Raw genomic sequence first — 18,705 nt, 5'->3', positions numbered from 1 at the left:
GCCACGCATCCATGGCGGCCGTCGTCTGATCCGTATGGGCGCGACGCGCTTTAAGCCGGCCGCACGGCTCAGTACCTGCAGACGCGAATTGCCTCGTAGAACCTGTGGTGCCGCCGCACATATTCGACATGGCAGCGCCTGTGGTGCCTGTAGTAGTAGTGATGCCGAACGTAGTAGTGGCGATAATAGTAATGCGGCCTGTAGCTGTAATATCCGCCATAATACGGTCTATACATGTAGCGATCGCCGTAATAGTCGCCGTAGTAAGGGCCGTAGTCGTCATAATAGTCATTGTAATAGCCATCGCCGATGCCGATCCCGAACTCGATGCGGCCGGCATTGGCGGGAGCGGTCACGGCGGCCGCCGACGCAATGGCTATGACGGAGGCAAGCAGGAGCTTTTTCATGGCTACCTCCCTCCTTGGGGGTAGCTCATCAACGCGCCGGAGGCAGCCTATGTTCCCGATCGCTAATATTCGCCGCCCGGGTCGCCGCCCGGGACGGGCGGCGATTGGTTCTGAGGGGGAGATGACCGCAAAGCGGCCGATCGTCTCGCATAAATCGCCGTCGTGTCGCAGAAAAGCCGTTGGCGCTTCACGCGCGGCGACCCCTTTGCCGCTTTCGGCGGCATCTGCCCCGCGAAGGGGGAGATCAGCTATTGCCGGTTAGTCGCAAACGCGCACTCGCTCGATCACGCGGTGGTGATGGCGCCAGTGCCTTACGTACTCGACCCGGCAATTGTCGCGATAATACCGGTGATGATAGCGAGCCACGTAACGATCGCTGGGAGCGTAGTAGTCGTCATCATAGACGGTCCGGTAATAACGGTGCGGGTAATACCCGTCGTAATAGTCTCCATAGTCGTAGCCGGGACCGACGCCGATGCCGAACTCGACACTGGCGGCGCTGGCCGGCGCGATCGCAAACGCCGAGGCGATGGCGATCATCGAAGCAAGCAGAAGCTTTTTCATCGCTGCCTCCTCTTTCGATGGTTGCCCCTTCGACGGATAAACGGTTTCGGGACGGGCGGTGTTCCCGGGAAAATGTGGCGCCGATCTCCCCCATTGAGGGGGAGATGGCCGTGAAACGGCCAGAGGGGGTCGTCTCACGTAGAGCGCCAACGCCCTCTGTCTCTGCAAGAAAGACGCAGGCGCTTCACGCGCGGCGACCCTCTGTCGCCTTCGGCGACATCTCCCCCTCAAGGGGGGAGACAGGCTCGCCCTACCTCCCCACCTTCGAAATCACCCTTTTCTCCACCTCCGGCTCCAGCGATTCCGCGAATGGCGTCGCCAGATGGTGCTGGTCGCGGAAGGCGAGCTGGCCGTCGATGAAGACGTGGCAGGTGGTGGCGTTGCAGAAACGGTCGGTGAGGTCGACGTAAGAGGCGTTGGGCACGCTGGTCACGATATCGCGCTCGACCGCCGCCATCTTGTCGTTGGCGGCATCGGCGCGGGTCTGGTCGCAGAGCGAAGGCGCCTTGTCGCGCCACAGCGCGCGCGACACGCAGGTGTCGATGTTCTCGTCGTTGAACGGCACGTCGCGGATGAAGGCGATCTTCAGCCCGGCCTTGCTCAGGCTCGTAAGCGTCGAGCGCAGGCCGGCCCGCCACACGGCGTCCGGCGTGTCCGGCTGGCCCTTGCCGGCCGCCATCTTGCGTGAGGAGGTCAGCGCCAGCTCCGAGATCACCACCAGCGAAGGCTTCGCGGCGATGATCTCCTTGATCGCCTGCTCGCGCCATTGGTCGCATTCGCGGTAGTCGCGGTTGAGCTTCGTGACGAAGTAGGAGTAGCGCGAGGGACGGCACGAGCTCTTCAGCCAAGTTTCGACGCGGTAGCCGTTCTTCTTTCCCGCCTCGATCAGCGGCGTCGACCAGTGATCGGCATGGGAATCGCCGAACAGCGCGATCATGCGCTGGCCATTGCCAAACACGCAGGGTTTCGGCGTCACCGTGTCGTAGCCCTCCACGCAGGCCTTGGCGCGCGCGGTGGCGGGTTCGGCCGCACTTGCCGCGATGCTGCGCTGCTCGGGGTTCTGGTGGCGCACCGCAAGTGCTGCATTGCCGTAGGCGGCTGCGACGCCGGTGCCGGTCAGGAGGAGGGCCGGCACCAGCGCCCGCGCCGCATTGGCCATAAGCCAGCCGTTGCGACGGATCGGATTCTCGATGAAATGGTAGCTCAGCGCCGAGAGCGCCAACGTCAGCCCGAGGCAGGCGAGGCGTTGGGCGAGCGTCAGCTCCTCCACCAGCATGCCGGCATAGACGATGACCGGCCAGTGCCAGAGATAGAGCGAATAGGAAAGTTTTCCGACCCACTGCAAGGGTGGCAGCGCCAGGGCGGCATTGACGCAACTCCAGGAAAAGTGCCCCGCGGTTTTCCGTTCGGAATTGCGTGAAAAAATGCCATCCCTGACGCCTGCCGCTCCCGCCAGCAGAAGAAGGACGGTGCCGGCCACCGGCACCAGTGCCAGGAGACCGGGGAAGGGAGCCTCCTCGCTGAAGGTGAGGTATGCGAAAGCGATCAGCGCCAGCCCGGCCAGGCTGAACGCCAGGGCGAGCCGCGGGCGCTTCTGGAGCAGCCATGCGGGCGCCATCGAGGCCAGCCCGCCGGCGGCGAACTCCCAGGCGCGCAGCGGCGAGAAGTAGAAGGCCCAGGGCTGCGACACGGTCGTCAGCCACGCGCAGACCGCGAAGGAGACGAGGCCGGCAATGCCGATTGCAAGCATGATCGTCCGCTTGCCCGGTCTCAGCCAGGCCGCCAGCATCAACAGCGCCGGCCAGGCGAGATAGAATTGCTCCTCCACCGACAGCGACCAGTAGTGGATGAAAGGATTGTTGGCGGCGTCATTGGCGAAATAGTCGAACGACCAGCGGATCAGCCACAGGTTGATGATATAGGCCGAGGCCCACATCGCGCCTTTGGAATAAAGCGCCTGCTCCTCCGGCGACAGGATGATCGCGCCCGCGGCAAGCGTGGCGGCGATGACGAAGAGCGCAACCGGCAGCAGCCTGCGCGCGCGCCGGGCATAGAAGCGCAGGAAGTCGAGCCGGCCGGTCTGCGAAATCTCGGTGGTCAGATGGCGGGTGATCAGATAGCCGGAGATGACGAAGAAGATGTCGACGCCGGCAAAGCCGCCGGGCAGCGCGGCGAGGCCGAAATGGAAGGCGACGACGCCCGCCACGGCAAGCGCTCGCAACCCCTCGATGTCTGGCCGGAAATCCGGCGATGGTGCTGACACGAAGACGAACCTCGCAACGGTCGTTCGTATCCCGCCTGGGGTCAAGCCTCGCGCCTACGGGTCTATATCGCAATGCAACAAATCTAACGCAGTGCAACATAAGGGGAGGGAGACGAAGACGAAATGGAGGGGCAGCGCAGCGCCAAAGCTGCCGATCTCGTCCTTGTGGGGAGATGTCCGGTCCACCCTCCGCAGCTTCAGCGGAGGACGGGCAGGACCGAGGGCTTAAAGGCGCCGCCTATCTCGTCTTCGTCATCCTAGGACGGAACAAGGAGCGAAGCGACGCGCGCAGACCCTAGGATGACGAAGGAAGGGGTTGGAGTGCCCCTTTGTCCTGCCGGACATCCTCCCTACAAGGCCTTGAGGGGAGACTGGGCGCCGGCGCCCCCGCACTCACGCCTTCTTCAAAAACTCCGTCTTCAGCACCAGGCCCTTCACCTGCTTGGTGTTGCATTCGATCTCGCCGGGATTGCCGTTGAGGCGGATGTTCTTCACCAGCGTGCCGCGCTTGATCGTCTCGGACGTGCCCTTGACCTTGAGGTCCTTGATCAGGGTGACGGAGTCGCCATCCTTCAGCGGCGTGCCGTTGCTGTCCTTTACGATGGCGTCTGTCATGGCGGGTCTTTCATCGGTTGGGTGGCTGTGCGTCCGCCTATCGCGCCGACGACAATCTGGTCAAGCCATTCGCTCCTTGATCGTCACCTCCGCCTCGATCTCGACCGGGAGATCGAAGGGTAGCGCCGCGACGCCGATGGCGGTGCGGGCGTGGCGGCCGATCTCCGGCCCGAAGACCTCGAGGATGAGATCGGAAAAGCCGTTCATCACAGCCGGCGTCTGGATAAAGCCCGGCGCCGAATTGACCATGCCGTGCACGCGGCACCAGCCGGTGATCCGGTCGAGGCTGCCGAGCTCGCGCTTCAGGCTGGCGAGCATCGACAGCCCGACCTTGCGGGCGGAGGCCCGCGCTTCTTCCGGCGACACGCTCTTGCCGACGATGCCGAACGGGCCGGCGAGCGAACCGTCCGGCTCCTGCGGTCCGTGGCCGGAGATATAGGCGCGGTCGCCGCGCACGTTCACCCAGGGAAAGGGCAGCACCATGCCCGGCGGCAGTTTCAGCGGCGGCGGCAGCACGATGCCGAGCGCGGCAAGCTTTTCGTCGGCACCCGGCATGGCATGGCCTCCCTCGGAGCCTCGTCGCACGGCGCCGTTGCAGCGCCCGGCCGCGACCATGCCGAGCTTTCCGGTTCGCCGTCCTTTCGTCAAGACCGCAGGAATTGACCGGATTGGCATGGCCCGCGCGGACCGCAGCTTTGCGGTTCGCGCGGGCGGGCGCCTGCCCCCGCGGCGGCGCCAAGCCCCCCAACGCTCAGGCTGGCCGGGTGGCTGTTCGGTTCGGCCCTTGCCCGGCCGATCGTTTTTCCTCGCCTGTCGACCGGCGACCGCCACGCGGTCGTCCGGCAAACGGCTCCCTTTTGTTTTGCGCAATTCCGGACGAAAAACCGCTGAGCACTTTCCCGGCTCGCTTCTAGAAATGCAGATCCAGCGGCGGCGGATAGGCTTGGCCCGGTTCCTTCGCCATCGTATCGGCCGAAGGCGCGATGCCGCCGGTGGCTGTCCCATCGAGCGGCCGGGCTTTCTCGGTGCTGGTCTTTGTCTCGGTCGCCAGGATTTTCATTTTGGCTTCAGCGGCTTGCGATAGCGCGAGCGCCACAACGAGCGCGGATAGAACGATCTTCATGACAGCTTCCCCTGCACCCACCCCGAGGCGAACCTAGCGTTGGCCATCAGGCCGCAAAGGTGGCGCGCGCGGAACGCTGTGGAATTCTCTGGATTTCCTGGAATATTAGGCCATGGAAAATCGGCCTGGCCGGGAATGGAGACTGTCTGCCGGCGTGCTAAACCACATCCTTAGGGCAGCTCGGCGATTCCCGCCAAACGCCGAAATGCTCAGATGCATGTCGCCCAAAAGTGCGAAGCGGTTTTGGGAGAACGACATGCATCGAAACAGGTGCATGTCGCCCAAAAGTGCGAAGCGGTTTTGGGAGAACGACATGCATCGAAACAGGGACCTGAAGCGGCGAAGCATCGAGGGGCTTGTGGCATGGCGCAGCACATCGCGCAAAAACTGAGGCTGACTTCGGCCTTGCTGGGAACGGTGACCCGCAAGGACCTTGCGGCGGCATTCCGCGCCGTCAACCCGAAGACGGCGTTCGATCTCGGCCGCGCCGACAAATGGCTGCAGGGCCGCGCGCGGCCGCGCCAGACGAGCGTCTATGACGACTGGGCGAAGCTGCTCGGGCTGGAACAGCCCGGCGCCTGGATCGCCGAGAGCGAGTTGCCGGCCTTCACCGCCGCGATCGCGGCCCGCCACGGCATCGACGGCGCCGAACTGGAGCGTCGGGCCGGCATGCAGTTCGAGGCCTCGATGCATGACGAGCGCGGCCTCGGCTCCGGGCTTGCCGGAACCTATGCCTGTTATTCCAGCGCCTGGTCGCCCTATTATCGCGGCCAGCTCATCAAGGGCCGCCTGTCGATCGAGCCGGGGCCGGGAGCGCATGGGCTGACGGCCACCTATCGCGAGATATTGCCAACCGGCCAGTTGCAGCTCGGCGGCCCGGTCAACCCGGCAAAGCGCGGCCTCTATCTGCATCTGAAGGACGTCGGCGGCGACACCCAGTTCTTCCTCTGCCTGTTCCCGCACACGCAGCCTGTCAGCGTGCTCGGCGGCTATATGTGCGGCGCCGCCATCATCGGGCCCGAGGCGCAGCCGTCGATCACGAGGATCATCCTCGTGCGTCTGCGCGATACCGCGCCCGGAGCCGAAACATGGGGCGGATATCTGCCGGCCGGCGGCTCGATCGCCGGCGACCTGGCGGCCATCGGCATCGCCGTGGAGCATCCGGAAACGGTCGACCGGCAACTCGAGCAGTTCCTCGGCGCCGACGCGGGCGGGGGCGCCAACCAGATCCCGCCTGCCGATTTCCGGGCCATCGTCGACGTGTTCGACCGCCACTGGCTGCAGCACGCGGGCTAACGCATGTCTCCCGAAAGTGGAAACCGGTTTCGGGACAAAGACATGCGTAAGATCAAAAGCTAAAGCATGTCTCCCGAAAGTGGAAACCGGTTTCGGGACAAAGACGTGCGCAAAATCAGAACCTGCGCCCCGGCTTCGCGCCGGAACATGACGGCGAAGAGCAGGACGGCGACGATACAGGCGGCGAGGCGAACTTGACAGGCCGGCCGCATCGCGCTCACCTGCGCCGGTCGTTGACCCGCGCAGGAATAGACGATGAAGAAGACCTACGAGAAGCCCAGGCTGCAAAAGCGCGACAGGCTCTCGGCCGCGACAGCCGTCGCGCCGTCATCCGGCTTCTCGTTCTGAGGCCGCTGGGTGAAGCGGCGCTGATCGTCGTCAGGGAAGGGTGGCGCCTCGCCCTGCGTCGGCGAAGGCAAGGAGGGGCGCTTTATTGATGGGCGCTTTATCTTATTGATGTGCCTGGGCTGGTCCATCTGGCCAGGAGCGGGCGGTACACTGCGCAGGTGTCCGCCCGTCCGGCGCCGCCGCCAAGCTGCTGAAACCCCGTCCGTCCCCAACAGCAACGGTCATGGCGTGTGACCAGTGCTTGCGAAGTGCCATTGGCGGGCCTTGCTGTCAACGCCGGCCGGGGCGCCCTCGCAAGGGCGCTTTTCCCGTTGTGCAGAGCCGAAACCGCGCTGCCGCGATCGTGCCATTGCGGTTGCCGCAAGTCCCGGAAATGGCGGATTTCCGGGCTTTTCGGCCCTTGCGGAAGGCGACGCTGCCGTTTGCCCCTATGCAGTTGAATAGGCTTGTTTTTCACCAGTCGAGGCGGTTCGGGGTTCCCCTTTTGCCCCTGACTTTTTTTGGGGGCATTTCTGCAACGCAACATCGGCGCAACATCGGCGCCGAATCTCGCCCTCGACGAGGGAGACGCCATCCTGTGTGAACCGCTTCATGATCCCCTCATGCAGGCATGCTAGAAATGCGTCATCGAGTGGGGAGGGTGAGATGGGCGATCAGCTGCTCGAAATGCTTGCCAGGCGCAAGTCCTGGCTGGACAGGCTGGGGCTGGGGCTGCTCGTTTTTCTCGCGACGCTGATTGCCGGTCTCATGGGCGGCGCCAGCGCGCAGGAGGTCGAGACAGTCAGGGTGGCGACCTTCAACGCCTATCTGCTGTCGCCGATCTTCAAATGCGCCAATGCGCAATTCGCCGATTGCCTGCTGCAGATCCCCGGCGAGACCGAGAAGCAGGCCAAGCACCTCGCCGACACCATCCTGGCGGACACCTCCCGCTTCGACATCATCGCCATCAACGAGGCCTGGGACGAGGACGCCAAGCAGATCCTCATCGGCAAGCTCTCGCATGACTATCCGAACTATGTCGGCAAGATCGACGCGCCTCTGGTCAAGCTGCGGCCGCAGGCGATCCGCGACGCCATTACCAGCCTCGACCCCGCCGCGGCGGTCGCCATCTATGGCCAGCCGATCGAGAAGATCGACGGCGAGGACAGCGGACTGATGTTGTTCGCCAAGAAGGATTTCGACTTCCTGCCGCTGCCGGACGACAGCTTCAAATGGGGCAGCGGCGACGGCGAGACGCTCGATGCGACTGGCGAGGTCGGCTTCACGCTGTACGAACATTGCGGCGGCGTCGACTGCCTGTCGGCCAAGGGCGCGGCGATCGTGCGGTTGCTGCACAAGCCGTCGCAGAGCAAATACACCGTGGTCTTCACCCACATGCAGGCCGACTATTTCGACAAGACCCCGCCCGAGCGCCATGCCGACGCCCGCGAGGCGCAGTTCGCGCAGATCGAGAAGCTGATCGAGACGACGTTGTCGCCGCTGTCGGACGCGCAGCGCAGGCGCGAGCGCGTGCTCGTCATGGGCGACCTCAACATCCCGATCTTCCACGGAACCCCGACCGAATGGACCGGGCGCTTCGCCACGTCGGGTACCTACTGGACCGACGGCTATTACGACTCGTGGGCCGTGACCAATCCGGCCGATCCCGGCATCTCCAACTACATCGACGGCGAGCGCTACGACTATATCCTGGCTTCGCCCCAGCCTTACCGAAGCGGCGGCATCGAGGGGCCGATCTGCGTCCAGCACGTCACCATTCCGGTCGATTTCGTCGACCTCGAAAGCGACCACAACCTGGTCGCCGCGGATCTCAACCTCGGCAATTTCTTCTGCCATCCGGGCATCGCCTACAAGGTCAACATGACCAAGGTCGGCGTCGGCGGCAAGCCGCGCGAGGAGGAGGTCATCGATTGGCAGGACGGCCAGGACGTGACCCAGATCCGCTATCCGGGCTCGATGCAGTGGTTCCATGTCGTGAGGAGCGACGCCGGCACCTATTCGATCGGTCCCAGCACCGAGGACGTCAAGATCGACATCTTCCTGCCCGACAACATGACGACGCCGATCGCGAGCTACTATGGCAAGACCAGCAAGATCGTCGACCGCGAGCGCACCATGTACGTCCACACCTATGCGCTGCCCAGGGAGTTCTACATCCGCGCCACCGGCAAGGACCGCGCCTATACCGGCGACTATGCGTTGCTCGTGCGTCGCCACACCTGCGCGACGAAGGAAGAGGCCTGCTTGTTGCAGCCGGGCGAGGCGCCACAAGGCGCGACGCTTTCCAAAGCCGGCGGCCTGTTCGGTACGCAAAACGAGGCCTGGTTCGCCTTCGACGTCGTCGGCCAGGCCGACAGCGGCGCCGACCAGACGGTCAAGCTGTTCGCCGAGGGCCTGCCCGATGCCGGCAACTACAAGGCCGAACTGGAAGACTTCACCAACACCAACGGCAGCGCTGCTCCCGCATTCGAGGAAAAAGGCACCGAGCGCAAGCTGAGCGACGCCATGGGCGACGGCTCGACCGGCTATATCGTCATCCGTCAGGGCACGCCGGGCGGAGCCGACGTGCCGGTCTGGGCCTTCATGGAAACCAGCGTGCGCAACCTCGAGCTCAAGGCGCTGATCTGCGAGGACGAGACCAACCCGGAGCTCGGCTCGGACGACATCTACACCGTGCTTTCGATCGACAGTCGGTCCCTGCGCTTCCCTGCCTCCGGCGAGCGCGAATTCGACTGCGACGACTCCGCCGACCACAAGGACTGGGAGGCGTATTTCGGTCAGCGAAACCTCACCTTCGTCAGTCATGCGGGGATGAAGGTCATAGAAGAGGACGATTCCAGCCCCGACGACCCCAGCCGCCTCCGCGACTTCCCCGATCTCTCCATGGGAGTGACTTCGATCGACGGTGTCAGGACCCCCCTGATCTGGAATTTCGAGGGCGGCCGCTACCGGCTGAACTACGAGCTTCGGATGCGCCAGAACAGGTCGGTGAAGCCGGGGCCGTGATGTTCAGGCCTTACCTTCGAGGCCGAACTCCGCTGGATCTCTTTCCAGCTTCCCGATGGCGCGCGCCAGCGCCGGTTCGATGATTTCGCGAGCGCGTTCATCGACCTCCGACAAGCTCCTGCGGATGGCTTCCTTCCACGCGGGGCCGCGCTCATAGGCCTCCATGAACGCATCGGCGAGGTCTTCGGACTGCCGCTGCTCGATCATGGCTTGCATGATGGCGGCGGCCTGCGCCTTGTCCTTGCGGCTTTTGGCCGTGCCGTCATTGTCCGTTCGACGGCGGCTGGCGACGATGAGCTTGTGGGTGGCAAACCGTTCCGGCGAAGGCACGGTCACCGGCACGCCGGCCCCATGAAGCAGGACGGCGCGGATCGGATTGTAGATCAGGAAGTCGAGAAACCGCAGCGGTTGCGCGGAAGCGCCGCCAAGCGCGGGCATAGGAGCAGGGTGCCCCTCATAGTCGGCCGAACCGGTATTGGGCGTGAGGAACTCGACCCTGTATCCGGAACGGGACGAAAATTGCGTGGAGAGACGACCGTCGGCGGGGTGCGGAACCTCGCGGAACGTCGGATCGACGCTCTTCAACGTATCGAGCACAGGCGGCATCTTGTCGTCGACCGCTACCGAGATTGAGTGAAATTGCGCGAAATCGGCGTCGCTCGTCACCATGGACGTGCTGGGCAGGCGAATGCCAAGAACGGCCGGATAGCATTGATAGGCGACTGTGCCGACCAGGACGCCACGAAGCGGGAAGAAGCCGGCTTCGGCCAGCGCCTGGATGATGTCGCCGGTCTTGCCCTCCGGCCGCGGCAGGTGGGCTTCGCGAACCAGCGTCGAGACCAGCTTGCGGCGTTCCCTTATATCGGCCTTCAGATCCTTGAAGTTTTCGACCCGTTTGGTGATCTCGGGATCGTCGACGGGGCCGACATAGGTGCGTGTCTTGCCGCCATTGGCATCCGGCAGGTCGAGATACCAGTAACGCCGCCCCTTGACTTCGGCAGCGACAAAGCGACCGCCGACGCTGAACTCGCTGGAGAAGGATGCATCCAGCGACCGTTGCGCGAGCTCGGAATAGAGCGTCTGGTAGGGATGGGGTATCTGTTGCACGTTATTACCGCTTTCGCGGAAACGGTAATAACACGGGTTGGTTACGATTACCATAATGCGCGACCCGGAACGCGTCGCTTCAATCCGTCGAATGTGGCGTGTGTCCAGTTATTACCGTTTTTGCGAAAGTGGTAATAACTATGAGCGCAAGCGACAACTCGCCCTATCTCCTCCCTTGCGATTTCTAACACTTAGCTTCGCTAAGATGTTGAAATCACGGCCTTATGTAGCAAAAGCACCAAACCCCGACGACAGGAGGAGGGGCCGTGACTAAGGCGGCGCGCCAGGTGGGCGCGAGCGGCATTGGCGACGCTATTCTGGTCTGCTCTGTCCATGGTTGAAGGCAACCAATCGTCCCGAGCGGAGAAGTTCTTTTTCGAGGAGCGGCGCGAGTTCTCTGGCGTCGCCTTCGCGGAGGGAAAAGTTCACAACGTTGATGCCGCCAAACACATCGCGCCAATGAAGCGTGCAATCGATGTTGAAGGAAAGACCTTTGGCGATAAGGTCGTGCATCTCGGTTCCTACGTCTTCATGGGCCAAACGATAAAAGCCGATTCCTCACCGCCGCTCGGTATAATGCCGCAGAACCCTTCCGATTGTTCGCTGGCGGTCCTGTCAGCCTTCCGTTGCCACCTTGGCTTTGTCCCGTCGGTTTTATCTGGGACCATAGCCACAAGACGACCAATCACTTTGACGTCGAAGGCGGGAGATTGGCCTTTGTTTGTGACTATTGGGACAAACTGAAACCAATTCTTTTCAACTCCGAATCTGCCCCCGGAACAGGTCAGGTATGCGCTGACCTGTGCTCGACCGATTTCGCGAGTTGCGATAACGGCATCTTCTGCCGCCTTGGTCGCGAGTTTTGCTTGGACAACAGCATCACCGGCATGCTCGGCACCGGTCTTGGTGTGTACCGCAGCCTGGCGAGCAAAGATGGCAGCAGCGATCGCAGCGCAAAGGGTGAGAAAGCCAATGACGGTGCCAGCAAAGATCAGCCAATAGGACCGTCTAGTCCAATCGGCCGACTCTTTAGCGGCGTCCGCAGCTTTCCATTGGGCGCAAAGGTCGGAATTGCGATTGTCTTGCCCGGCCTCGCAGGGTGGGTTGGGGTTTTCGGGTTTATCGGCCTGCTGGACTGTCGGCTGACTTACAGGCGGCGCGTTGGTCGTGGCTTGCTGGTTTTGTTCGGGCTTGGCCTGTTCTGCACCCCCACCGTGTTGTGGTGGTAATCCCGCACCAAGCAGAACTACTCCGCAAGCCGCAATGAGGACGCCCCGATAGCCTCTAAGCATTGCAGTAAGAACGCCGCACTAAAGCCCCCCGGCTTATTTTATTGTTCAAATTACGCTCGGTTTCGTGAATGTCCATAGTCGCCAACTTTTCGGCGATCTGGGCATAGGTGACGCCTCGTCGCTTCAATTCGGCCTTCAGAAGGTTTCGCTCTTTAGGTCGTGCCGGAAGTTGGTGCTTTTGCTACATAAGGCCGTGAAATCGCTATCTCCTCCACAAAGGAGGGAGATAGGGTGCCGCGCTGCCCTCCGCACACCTCACGCACCAGTCCCCGCAGCCAGCGATGCGCGGGGTCGGCGTCGAGGCGCGGGTGCCACAGGAGCGAGATGGTGAGTTCGGCGAGCTTCACCGGCAGCGTGAAGGTGAACAGGCCTTCGCGCAGCTTGCCCGTATAGCGCTCGGGCACCGTGGCGATGAGGTCGGAGCCGCGCGCCAGCGCCAGCGCTTCCGCAAAGCCGCCGACCACGGTCCCGATCATGCGCGTCAGCCCGGCGAGCTCCAGCGCATCGTCCACCGGCCCGCGGTCGAGGCCGCGCCTCGAGATCAATATGTGGCGGCCGGCGGCGAAACGGGCGGCGGTGATCTTGCCTTCGCTCAAGGGATGGCCCATGCGCGCCACGCCGACGAAACGGTCGCGGAATAGCGCCTGTGCCCGCACTTCCGGGCCGGTCGAGCCGCCGACCACGCCGGTCTCCAGATCGACACTGCCCTCGCGCATCGGCGCGCTGTCCTTGTCCGGCTTCGGCACGAAGCGCAGCTGCACGCCCGGCGCTTCTTCCGCCACCCGTGCAATCAGCGCCGGGCCGAAATTCTCCACGAAACCGTCGCTGTTGCGCAGCGTGAAGCTGCGCGCAAGCCGCTTGAGGTCGAGCTTCTCGGCGGGACGCAGCACGGCTTCCGCTTCCTTCACCAGCCGGCCGACATCTGCGCCGAGCTCGATGGCGCGCGGTGTCGGCACCAGGCCGCGCCCGGCGCGCACCAGAAGCGGATCGCCCGTCGCCTCGCGCAGTCTGGCGAGCGCCCGGCTCATCGCCGAGGGGCTGAGCCTCAGCCGCCGCGCGGCTTTCGCGACGCTGCCTTCGGCAAGCAGCACATCCAGCGTGACGATGAGGTTGAGATCGGGTCGCGACATGGCGCGACCATAGCATGGTTGCGGCGCGATGACATGGCGTTGCATGCACTGTTCGAGTGCAAATGATGCGCATTCCGCCATATCGGCCGCGCGCCTATCTTCCCGGCAAGTCCCACCCAAGCCGGAGAAGAACCATGATCGACATCGCCGATCCGCGCGCCGTACCTAGAAGCCGCTCGACGACCGGCGCGCTGGCCAGCCTGTCGCTGGCCATGCTCCTGTCCTCGCTCAGCACCTCGGTCGCCAATGTCGCGCTGCCGACGCTGAGCACGGCCTTCGCTGCCTCCTTCCCTGCAGTGCAGTGGGTGGTGCTCGCTTATCTGCTTGCCGTCACCGCGCTCATCGTCAGCGTCGGGCGGCTGGGCGATCTCGTCGGCCGCCGGCTGCTGCTGATCTCCGGCCTTGGCCTGTTCAGCGCCGCCTCGCTTGCCGCGGCGCTCGCGCCGACCCTGCCGCTGCTGATCGCCGCCCGCGCCGTGCAAGGCCTGGGTGCAGCGGTGATGATGGCGCTAACCATTGCCTTTGTCGGCGAGACGGTGCCGAAGGAGCGCACCGGCAGCGCCATGGGCCTGCTCGGCACCATGTCGGCGATCGGCACGGCGCTCGGGCCGTCGCTCGGCGGCGTGCTGATCGCCTCGGTGGGCTGGCGCGCGATCTTCCTCGTCAGCGCGGCGCTTGGCGTCGCGGCCATGCTTGCCGCCCAACGCTTCCTGCCCATGGGCGGGGTGACGGAAGATCGAGGCGCGAGGGGGGAAGGCGCACGCTTCGATACGGTCGGCACGATCCTGCTTGCGCTGACGCTTGCCGCCTACGCTTTGGCGATGACCACCGGGCGCGGCCATTTCGGCGGCCTGAACGTCGCGCTGCTCGCCGCTGCCGTTCTCGGCGCCGGCCTGTTCCTCTATGCCGAGGGCAAGGTGGCTTCGCCTCTGGTGAAGCTCGCGCTGTTCCGCGACCCGGTGCTGGCGCCGAGCCTCGCCATGAACGTGCTGGTCTCCACCGTCATGATGGCCACGCTTGTCGTCGGGCCCTTCTTTCTGTCGCGCGGATTGGGCCTGAGCGAAGCGCTGACCGGCGCTGTGCTGTCGATCGGCCCGGTCGTCTCGGCGCTGTGCGGCGTGGTCGCCGGCCGCGTCGTCGATCGCCTCGGCGCATCCGCCATGGTCGTCGCCGGGCTGGCGCTGATGGCCGCCGGCTGCGTCGCGCTCGCCGTGCTGCCCGGGTTGTTCGGCGTCGCCGGCTACGCAGCGGCGATCGTCGTGCTGACGCCCGGCTATCAGCTCTTCCAGGCGGCGAACAACACCGCCGTCATGGCCGATGTCGACGGCAACGAGCGCGGCGTGGTGTCGGGCATGCTCAGCCTGTCGCGCAATCTCGGCCTGGTCACCGGCACGGCGGCGATGGGCGCGCTGTTCGCCTTCGCGGTAGGGACGAGGGATATGGCCGTTGCGGCGCCGGAAGCGGTCGCCGGCGGGATGAGGGTTACGTTCACCGTCGCGGCGGGATTGGTTGTGGTGGCGGTGGTGATTGCGGTGGCTGGTGCGCGTAATCTCCCCCCTCGAGGGGGAGATGGCCGGCAGGCCAGAGGGGGTCGTCTCACGTAGAGCACCAACGCCGGCCGGCGTCGCGAAGGGCGCCGGCGCTCCACGCGAAGCGACCCCCTCTGTCGCCTTCGGCGACATCTCCCCCTCGAGGGGGTGTATGGACTGGGGACATCGCGAACAGGTGTGCGAAGACATCGCGAACAGTTTCCCATGCTAGCGCTGGAACTGGTTGAGGTCGATGGTTTGGATCTTCTGGTGTCGGAAGAAGACATCGAAGACGCCGTCGATTTCGGTCGGCCTGAAGGCGACGACCTTGCCGGCGACGGCGTTGCAGATCTTGAAGGCACGCCCGAACAGCGAGGTCGCTCCCTTCTGCTGGATTTTGCGCAGGAGGTCGCCGGCGGCGTAGTCGAAGGGCGCCACGGTCTCGCAGAAGTCGCGGCCGGAGGGCCGGTAGCGGTCGAGCGGCACAGCGCCGGCAAGGCCATCGTGCGGGCGCTTGGTGTTGTAGAGATGGCGCCAGCTGTCGAAGGCGCTCTGGGCGTGCTGGAGGCTCTCGAAGGGCGGCCCCTGCAGCGCCTCGGCCTTGAGGGAGCGGTGGAAGCGCTCGTCCTTGCCCAGCGTCTGGGGATGGTAGGGCCGGGAATGACTGATGGCCACGCCCACCTCGATCAGCCAGACGCCGAGCACGGTGAGGTTGTTGCGGCCGCCGTCGCCCCAGGGCGGGCCGTTGTCGATGGCGATGCGCCACGGCAGGCCATAGCGCCGGAACGCCGTGATCAGCCGCGCCTTGACGGTCTCGGTCGTCTCGTCGGAGCAGGCCTCCAGGGCCAGCGAGAAGCGCGAATGGTCGTCGAGCACGGTGAGCGGATGCAGCCGTCCCTGGCGCAGTGGCACATGGCCCTTGAAGTCCATCTGCCACAGATCGTTGGGGGCTTCGTGCTCGAAGCGGATGAAGGGCTGAGCGCCGCCGCCCAACGCACCCAGCTCGACGCCGTTGCGCCGCAAGATGCCGCTCACCGTCGAAGGAGCAATGGCGCCGATGCCGTCGCGCTCGAGCACGCCAGCGATCTTGCGCCCACCCCAGGCCGGGCATTCCTTCCGCAGCGACACAACCGCTGCTTCCAGCGACGGCGGGCTGCGCCGCGGGCTCGACTTTGGCCGCCGCGAACGCTCCGCCAGCCCGGCTACGCCTTCCGCACGAAATCGCGCGATCAATTTGTGCCCGCAGGTTCGTCCGATCCCGAAGCGACGGCACAGCGCGCTCACATTCGCCCCTGGCGCCAGCGCCAGTCTTACAAACTCTTCCTTCTGGCTCATCACGCTCCTGGCCTCGAATGGCACCACGAACCTCCCCGCGCAAAACGCACGAAACTGTTCGCGATGTCTTCGCACACCTGTTCGCGATGTCCCCAGTCCATACAGGGGGGAGATTAGTGCCCCACCAATGTAACCCATCCCACATTCCCCGCGCCCGTCTTGCCGTATCGGCTTCCGTAAATTAGCCGATTTTGATATTGCGGTGTGGTCTTCTCCCGCCGCGGGAAGCCAGGGGGTAAATGGCAGTGGAAGGGTGCCTGGCCGCATGACTGTCGGTCCGCATAGCGGGCCGCTGAACCTGTGCGTGCTCGGCGATTTCCAGGTGACCCGCGAGGGCGCGCTGCTCGACCTGCCGCCCTCGCGCAAGACGAGGGCCTTGCTCGCCTATCTCGCCGTCACCGGCAAGGCGCACCAGCGCGAGCGGCTTTGCGAAATCTTCTGGGACATTCCCGACGATCCGCGCGGCGCCTTGCGCTGGAGCCTGTCCAAGATCCGCCAGGTGCTGGGCGAGGACGAATGCGCTTTGGTCGCCGACCGCAACAGCGTCGCGCTGAAGGTCGCGACGGATTATGCCCGGCTGCTGCCGCTGGTGAAGGGCGATCTTTCCCTGGCGTCGACGGAGGAGCTCGAGGCTGTCGCCGGCTCGATCCGTGGCGATTTCCTCGCCGATCTCTCGCTCGATCGCTGCTTCGAATACGAGGCCTGGCGCGCCGGCGTCGCCAGCGAGGTCGAGATCGCCGAGCTCGGTATTTTGCGCGAACTGGTCGGGCGTCTGGCCGGCGAGCCGAGGCGGGCGCTGCCGCTTGCCCGGCGCTTGGCGCGCCTGCTGCCGGAGGATGTCGGCCTGGCGGAAGAGATCGAGGCGCTGGAGGAGAAGGTGAGGGCGGCGGCCGCCCAGCCGACGGCACGCTCTGCCGAACCCAGCGCGAATGCCGCACCGCCGCAATCGGCTTCGCCCGGAAAAAGCGCGGCGGCCGCGCAGGATCCCGGCCGCGCCGTCCATTTCTGCCGCGCTGTCGACGGCACGAGGCTTGCTTTCGCCAAGACCGGCAGCGGCCCGCCCATCCTTCGCGCCGCGCATTGGATGTCGCATCTCACCTTCGACTGGGACAGCCCGATCTGGCGGCACTGGATGAAGGAACTGTCGCGCGAGAACCAGCTGGTGCGCTACGACGAGCGCTGCAACGGCCTGTCGCAGCGTCACGTGGTCGACGTCTCGTTCGAAACCATGGTGTCGGATCTCGAATGCGTGGTCGAGGCGGCGGGGTTGGGTCGCTTCACGCTTCTCGGCCTCTCGCAAAGCTGCGCGGTTTCGATCGCCTATGCCATACGCCACCCCGAGAAGGTCTCGGGCATGATCCTCTACGGCGGCTATGTCAAAGGCTGGCGGGCGCGTGGCGACGCCGGCGAGATCGCCACGCGCGAGGCCGTGGCGACGCTGATGCGCGAGAGCTGGGGCAAGCCGAATCCGATGTTCCGCCAGGCCTTCTGCTCCATGTTCATCCCCGGCGCCACGCACGAGCATTTCGCCTGGATGGACGATCTGATGCTCCGCACCGTGTCGCCGGACGACGCCTGGCGCCTGCAGAGCGCCTTCTCGGTGGTCGATGTCAGCGACCTCCTGGAAAAAGTGCGGGTGCCGACGCTGGTGCTGCACGCGCGGGAAGACAATGTCGCCCCGGTCGAATCCGGGCGCACCATGGCGGCGGGCATTCCCGGCGCGCGCTTCTTCGAGCTGGAAAGCCAGAACCACATCCTGCTCGAGGGCGAGCCGGCCTTCGACCAGTTCATCGGCCACGTCCGCGCTTTTGTCGCCGAGACAGCTGGATCGTAAGGCCCCTGGGGTAGTTGTCCAGCCGCCGCTCATGGAACCATACCAATCAGCGGGCGTTCACTTATTGCGTTTATTTCGGATATTGCGGATAATGGCACGAAACTATCCGACGCCGATAAGGACATGGATCAATGACCAAGCTGCTCGGACGACCGATCATGCCATCGGTGGACGATGCCGAACTCGCTGCCCAGGCCAGCCGGATGCTTTCGCGCACCAAGCGCGACGGTGCCGAATTGAAGGTTCAAGTGGGTAAGGAAACTTTGCGCCTGCCAAAGAGCGTGGGCGACCTGCTTTACCGTCTTCTGACCGAAATGGGCCAGGGAAACGCGGTGACGGTGATCCCGATCCATGCCGAGCTTACGACGCAGGAGGCGGCGGACTACCTCAATGTATCGCGGCCGTATCTCATCCGACTGCTGGAGGAGGGCAGGCTGCCTTTCACCATGGTTGGAACGCATCGGCGCGTGAAGTTCTCCGATCTGGCGGCATATCGAAACAGCGAGGAGGAAGAGCGCAAGAAGGTCATGGAGGAACTGGCCGCCCAAGCCCAGGAATTGGGGATGGGCTATTAAGACTTCTTCCTACACCGCCGTTTTGGACGCCTGCGTTCTTTATCCAGCTCCGTTGAGGGATCTTCTGGTGGAACTTGCCGCGGGAGGCGGCCTCTATCGCGCCAAATGGACGGAACAGATCCATGATGAGTGGATACGCAACTTGTTGCAGGACCGCCCGGATCTCAAACCGGAGCAGATTTACAGAACGCGCGATCTGATGAACCGCGCGGTCCCGGACTGTCTGGTGGTGCTACCAGGATCTGCTGCCGAGCCTAGCGCTTCCCGACGAAGATGACCGC

General features: G+C 64.4%; 17 protein-coding genes. 6 read left to right on the top strand and 11 right to left on the bottom strand.

Annotated features, from left to right (window positions below):
- Positions 1–68: 68 nt before the first annotated feature.
- The 6 genes from QAZ47_RS24530 to QAZ47_RS24505 all read right to left on the bottom strand — a co-directional run bounded on the left by QAZ47_RS24530 (position 69) and on the right by QAZ47_RS24505 (position 4,972).
- On the bottom strand, positions 69–407 hold the full coding sequence (locus tag QAZ47_RS24530) for a hypothetical protein (protein WP_278231056.1): 339 nt from the start codon (positions 405–407) through the stop codon (positions 69–71).
- Between the two features lie 258 nt (positions 408–665).
- A complete protein-coding gene (locus QAZ47_RS24525) occupies positions 666–971 on the bottom strand; it encodes a hypothetical protein (protein ID WP_278203343.1) in 306 nt (101 codons plus the stop codon).
- Between the two features lie 250 nt (positions 972–1,221).
- Complete coding sequence (locus QAZ47_RS24520; protein ID WP_278203342.1) at positions 1,222–3,234, bottom strand: acyltransferase family protein; 2,013 nt, start codon at positions 3,232–3,234, stop codon at positions 1,222–1,224.
- Positions 3,235–3,627: 393 nt separating this feature from the next.
- Positions 3,628–3,849: an alkylphosphonate utilization protein gene (locus QAZ47_RS24515; RefSeq protein WP_278231055.1), complete on the bottom strand. Its 222-nt coding sequence runs from the start codon at positions 3,847–3,849 to the stop codon at positions 3,628–3,630.
- Positions 3,850–3,909: 60 nt separating this feature from the next.
- On the bottom strand, positions 3,910–4,404 hold the full coding sequence (locus QAZ47_RS24510) for a RidA family protein (RefSeq protein ID WP_278231054.1): 495 nt from the start codon (positions 4,402–4,404) through the stop codon (positions 3,910–3,912).
- Positions 4,405–4,759: 355 nt separating this feature from the next.
- Positions 4,760–4,972 (bottom strand): hypothetical protein, encoded by a 213-nt coding sequence (locus tag QAZ47_RS24505; RefSeq protein WP_278231052.1) that lies wholly within the window; start codon positions 4,970–4,972, stop codon positions 4,760–4,762.
- 363 nt (positions 4,973–5,335) lie between these two features.
- Here QAZ47_RS24505 and QAZ47_RS24500 point away from each other — a divergent pair, with 363 nt between their 5' ends.
- Together QAZ47_RS24500 and QAZ47_RS24495 are read left to right on the top strand one after the other, a co-directional pair.
- Positions 5,336–6,268, top strand: coding sequence for a hypothetical protein (locus QAZ47_RS24500; RefSeq protein ID WP_278231051.1), 933 nt, complete (start codon positions 5,336–5,338; stop codon positions 6,266–6,268).
- Positions 6,269–7,261: 993 nt separating this feature from the next.
- Positions 7,262–9,622, top strand: a complete 2,361-nt coding sequence (locus QAZ47_RS24495) for an endonuclease/exonuclease/phosphatase family protein (RefSeq protein ID WP_278231050.1) — start codon at positions 7,262–7,264, stop codon at positions 9,620–9,622.
- 3 nt (positions 9,623–9,625) lie between these two features.
- Here the strand turns inward: QAZ47_RS24495 and QAZ47_RS24490 are convergent, their stop codons facing one another.
- Both QAZ47_RS24490 and QAZ47_RS24485 read right to left on the bottom strand, forming a co-directional pair.
- Positions 9,626–10,729 (bottom strand): GSU2403 family nucleotidyltransferase fold protein, encoded by a 1,104-nt coding sequence (locus tag QAZ47_RS24490; protein WP_278231049.1) that lies wholly within the window; start codon positions 10,727–10,729, stop codon positions 9,626–9,628.
- A 312-nt stretch (positions 10,730–11,041) separates the two neighbouring features.
- Positions 11,042–11,242 carry a hypothetical protein gene (locus QAZ47_RS24485; protein WP_278231048.1) on the bottom strand — a complete coding sequence of 67 codons (201 nt, stop codon included), beginning with the start codon at positions 11,240–11,242 and terminating at the stop codon, positions 11,042–11,044.
- Positions 11,243–11,325: 83 nt separating this feature from the next.
- Here QAZ47_RS24485 and QAZ47_RS24480 point away from each other — a divergent pair, with 83 nt between their 5' ends.
- Positions 11,326–11,958 (top strand): hypothetical protein, encoded by a 633-nt coding sequence (locus QAZ47_RS24480; RefSeq protein ID WP_278231047.1) that lies wholly within the window; start codon positions 11,326–11,328, stop codon positions 11,956–11,958.
- Positions 11,959–12,013: 55 nt separating this feature from the next.
- Here QAZ47_RS24480 and QAZ47_RS24475 read toward each other — a convergent pair whose 3' ends face one another.
- Complete coding sequence (locus QAZ47_RS24475) at positions 12,014–12,148, bottom strand: DUF6471 domain-containing protein (protein WP_278231046.1); 135 nt, start codon at positions 12,146–12,148, stop codon at positions 12,014–12,016.
- Positions 12,149–12,173: 25 nt separating this feature from the next.
- A complete protein-coding gene (locus QAZ47_RS24470) occupies positions 12,174–13,151 on the bottom strand; it encodes a LysR family transcriptional regulator (protein WP_278233867.1) in 978 nt (325 codons plus the stop codon).
- Between the two features lie 134 nt (positions 13,152–13,285).
- Here QAZ47_RS24470 and QAZ47_RS24465 point away from each other — a divergent pair, with 134 nt between their 5' ends.
- The gene (locus QAZ47_RS24465; RefSeq protein ID WP_278231045.1) at positions 13,286–14,755 is read left to right on the top strand and encodes an MFS transporter; all 1,470 of its coding nucleotides are present in this window, start codon (positions 13,286–13,288) and stop codon (positions 14,753–14,755) included.
- 153 nt (positions 14,756–14,908) lie between these two features.
- Here the strand turns inward: QAZ47_RS24465 and QAZ47_RS24460 are convergent, their stop codons facing one another.
- Entirely contained in the window at positions 14,909–16,015 is a 1,107-nt protein-coding gene (locus tag QAZ47_RS24460; RefSeq protein ID WP_278233866.1) for an IS481 family transposase, read from the bottom strand.
- Positions 16,016–16,280: 265 nt separating this feature from the next.
- Here QAZ47_RS24460 and QAZ47_RS24455 point away from each other — a divergent pair, with 265 nt between their 5' ends.
- Both QAZ47_RS24455 and QAZ47_RS24450 read left to right on the top strand, forming a co-directional pair.
- Entirely contained in the window at positions 16,281–17,849 is a 1,569-nt protein-coding gene (locus QAZ47_RS24455) for an alpha/beta fold hydrolase (RefSeq protein ID WP_278231044.1), read from the top strand.
- Between the two features lie 131 nt (positions 17,850–17,980).
- On the top strand, positions 17,981–18,424 hold the full coding sequence (locus QAZ47_RS24450; protein WP_278203332.1) for a helix-turn-helix domain-containing protein: 444 nt from the start codon (positions 17,981–17,983) through the stop codon (positions 18,422–18,424).
- The last annotated feature ends 281 nt before the right edge of the window (positions 18,425–18,705 follow it).

The organism is Mesorhizobium sp. WSM4904, from assembly GCF_029674545.1.
In the GTDB taxonomy this organism is placed as follows: domain Bacteria; phylum Pseudomonadota; class Alphaproteobacteria; order Rhizobiales; family Rhizobiaceae; genus Mesorhizobium.
Note: the sequence above shows the minus strand (reverse complement) of the source record. Positions and strands in the feature narration are given on the sequence as shown.

Bases quoted from the DNA above. Each gene is read 5' to 3' on its own strand.
- QAZ47_RS24530 (WP_278231056.1), bottom strand. From the start codon at position 407: ATGAAAAAGCTCCTGCTTGCCTCCGTCATAGCCATTGCGTCGGCGGCC.
- QAZ47_RS24525 (WP_278203343.1), bottom strand. From the start codon at position 971: ATGAAAAAGCTTCTGCTTGCTTCGATGATCGCCATCGCCTCGGCGTTT.
- QAZ47_RS24515 (WP_278231055.1), bottom strand. From the start codon at position 3,849: ATGACAGACGCCATCGTAAAGGACAGCAACGGCACGCCGCTGAAGGAT.
- QAZ47_RS24510 (WP_278231054.1), bottom strand. From the start codon at position 4,404: ATGCCGGGTGCCGACGAAAAGCTTGCCGCGCTCGGCATCGTGCTGCCG.
- QAZ47_RS24505 (WP_278231052.1), bottom strand. From the start codon at position 4,972: ATGAAGATCGTTCTATCCGCGCTCGTTGTGGCGCTCGCGCTATCGCAA.
- QAZ47_RS24500 (WP_278231051.1), top strand. From the start codon at position 5,336: ATGGCGCAGCACATCGCGCAAAAACTGAGGCTGACTTCGGCCTTGCTG.
- QAZ47_RS24495 (WP_278231050.1), top strand. From the start codon at position 7,262: ATGGGCGATCAGCTGCTCGAAATGCTTGCCAGGCGCAAGTCCTGGCTG.
- QAZ47_RS24485 (WP_278231048.1), bottom strand. From the start codon at position 11,242: ATGCACGACCTTATCGCCAAAGGTCTTTCCTTCAACATCGATTGCACG.
- QAZ47_RS24470 (WP_278233867.1), bottom strand. From the start codon at position 13,151: ATGTCGCGACCCGATCTCAACCTCATCGTCACGCTGGATGTGCTGCTT.
- QAZ47_RS24465 (WP_278231045.1), top strand. From the start codon at position 13,286: ATGATCGACATCGCCGATCCGCGCGCCGTACCTAGAAGCCGCTCGACG.
- QAZ47_RS24460 (WP_278233866.1), bottom strand. From the start codon at position 16,015: ATGAGCCAGAAGGAAGAGTTTGTAAGACTGGCGCTGGCGCCAGGGGCG.
- QAZ47_RS24455 (WP_278231044.1), top strand. From the start codon at position 16,281: ATGACTGTCGGTCCGCATAGCGGGCCGCTGAACCTGTGCGTGCTCGGC.
- QAZ47_RS24450 (WP_278203332.1), top strand. From the start codon at position 17,981: ATGACCAAGCTGCTCGGACGACCGATCATGCCATCGGTGGACGATGCC.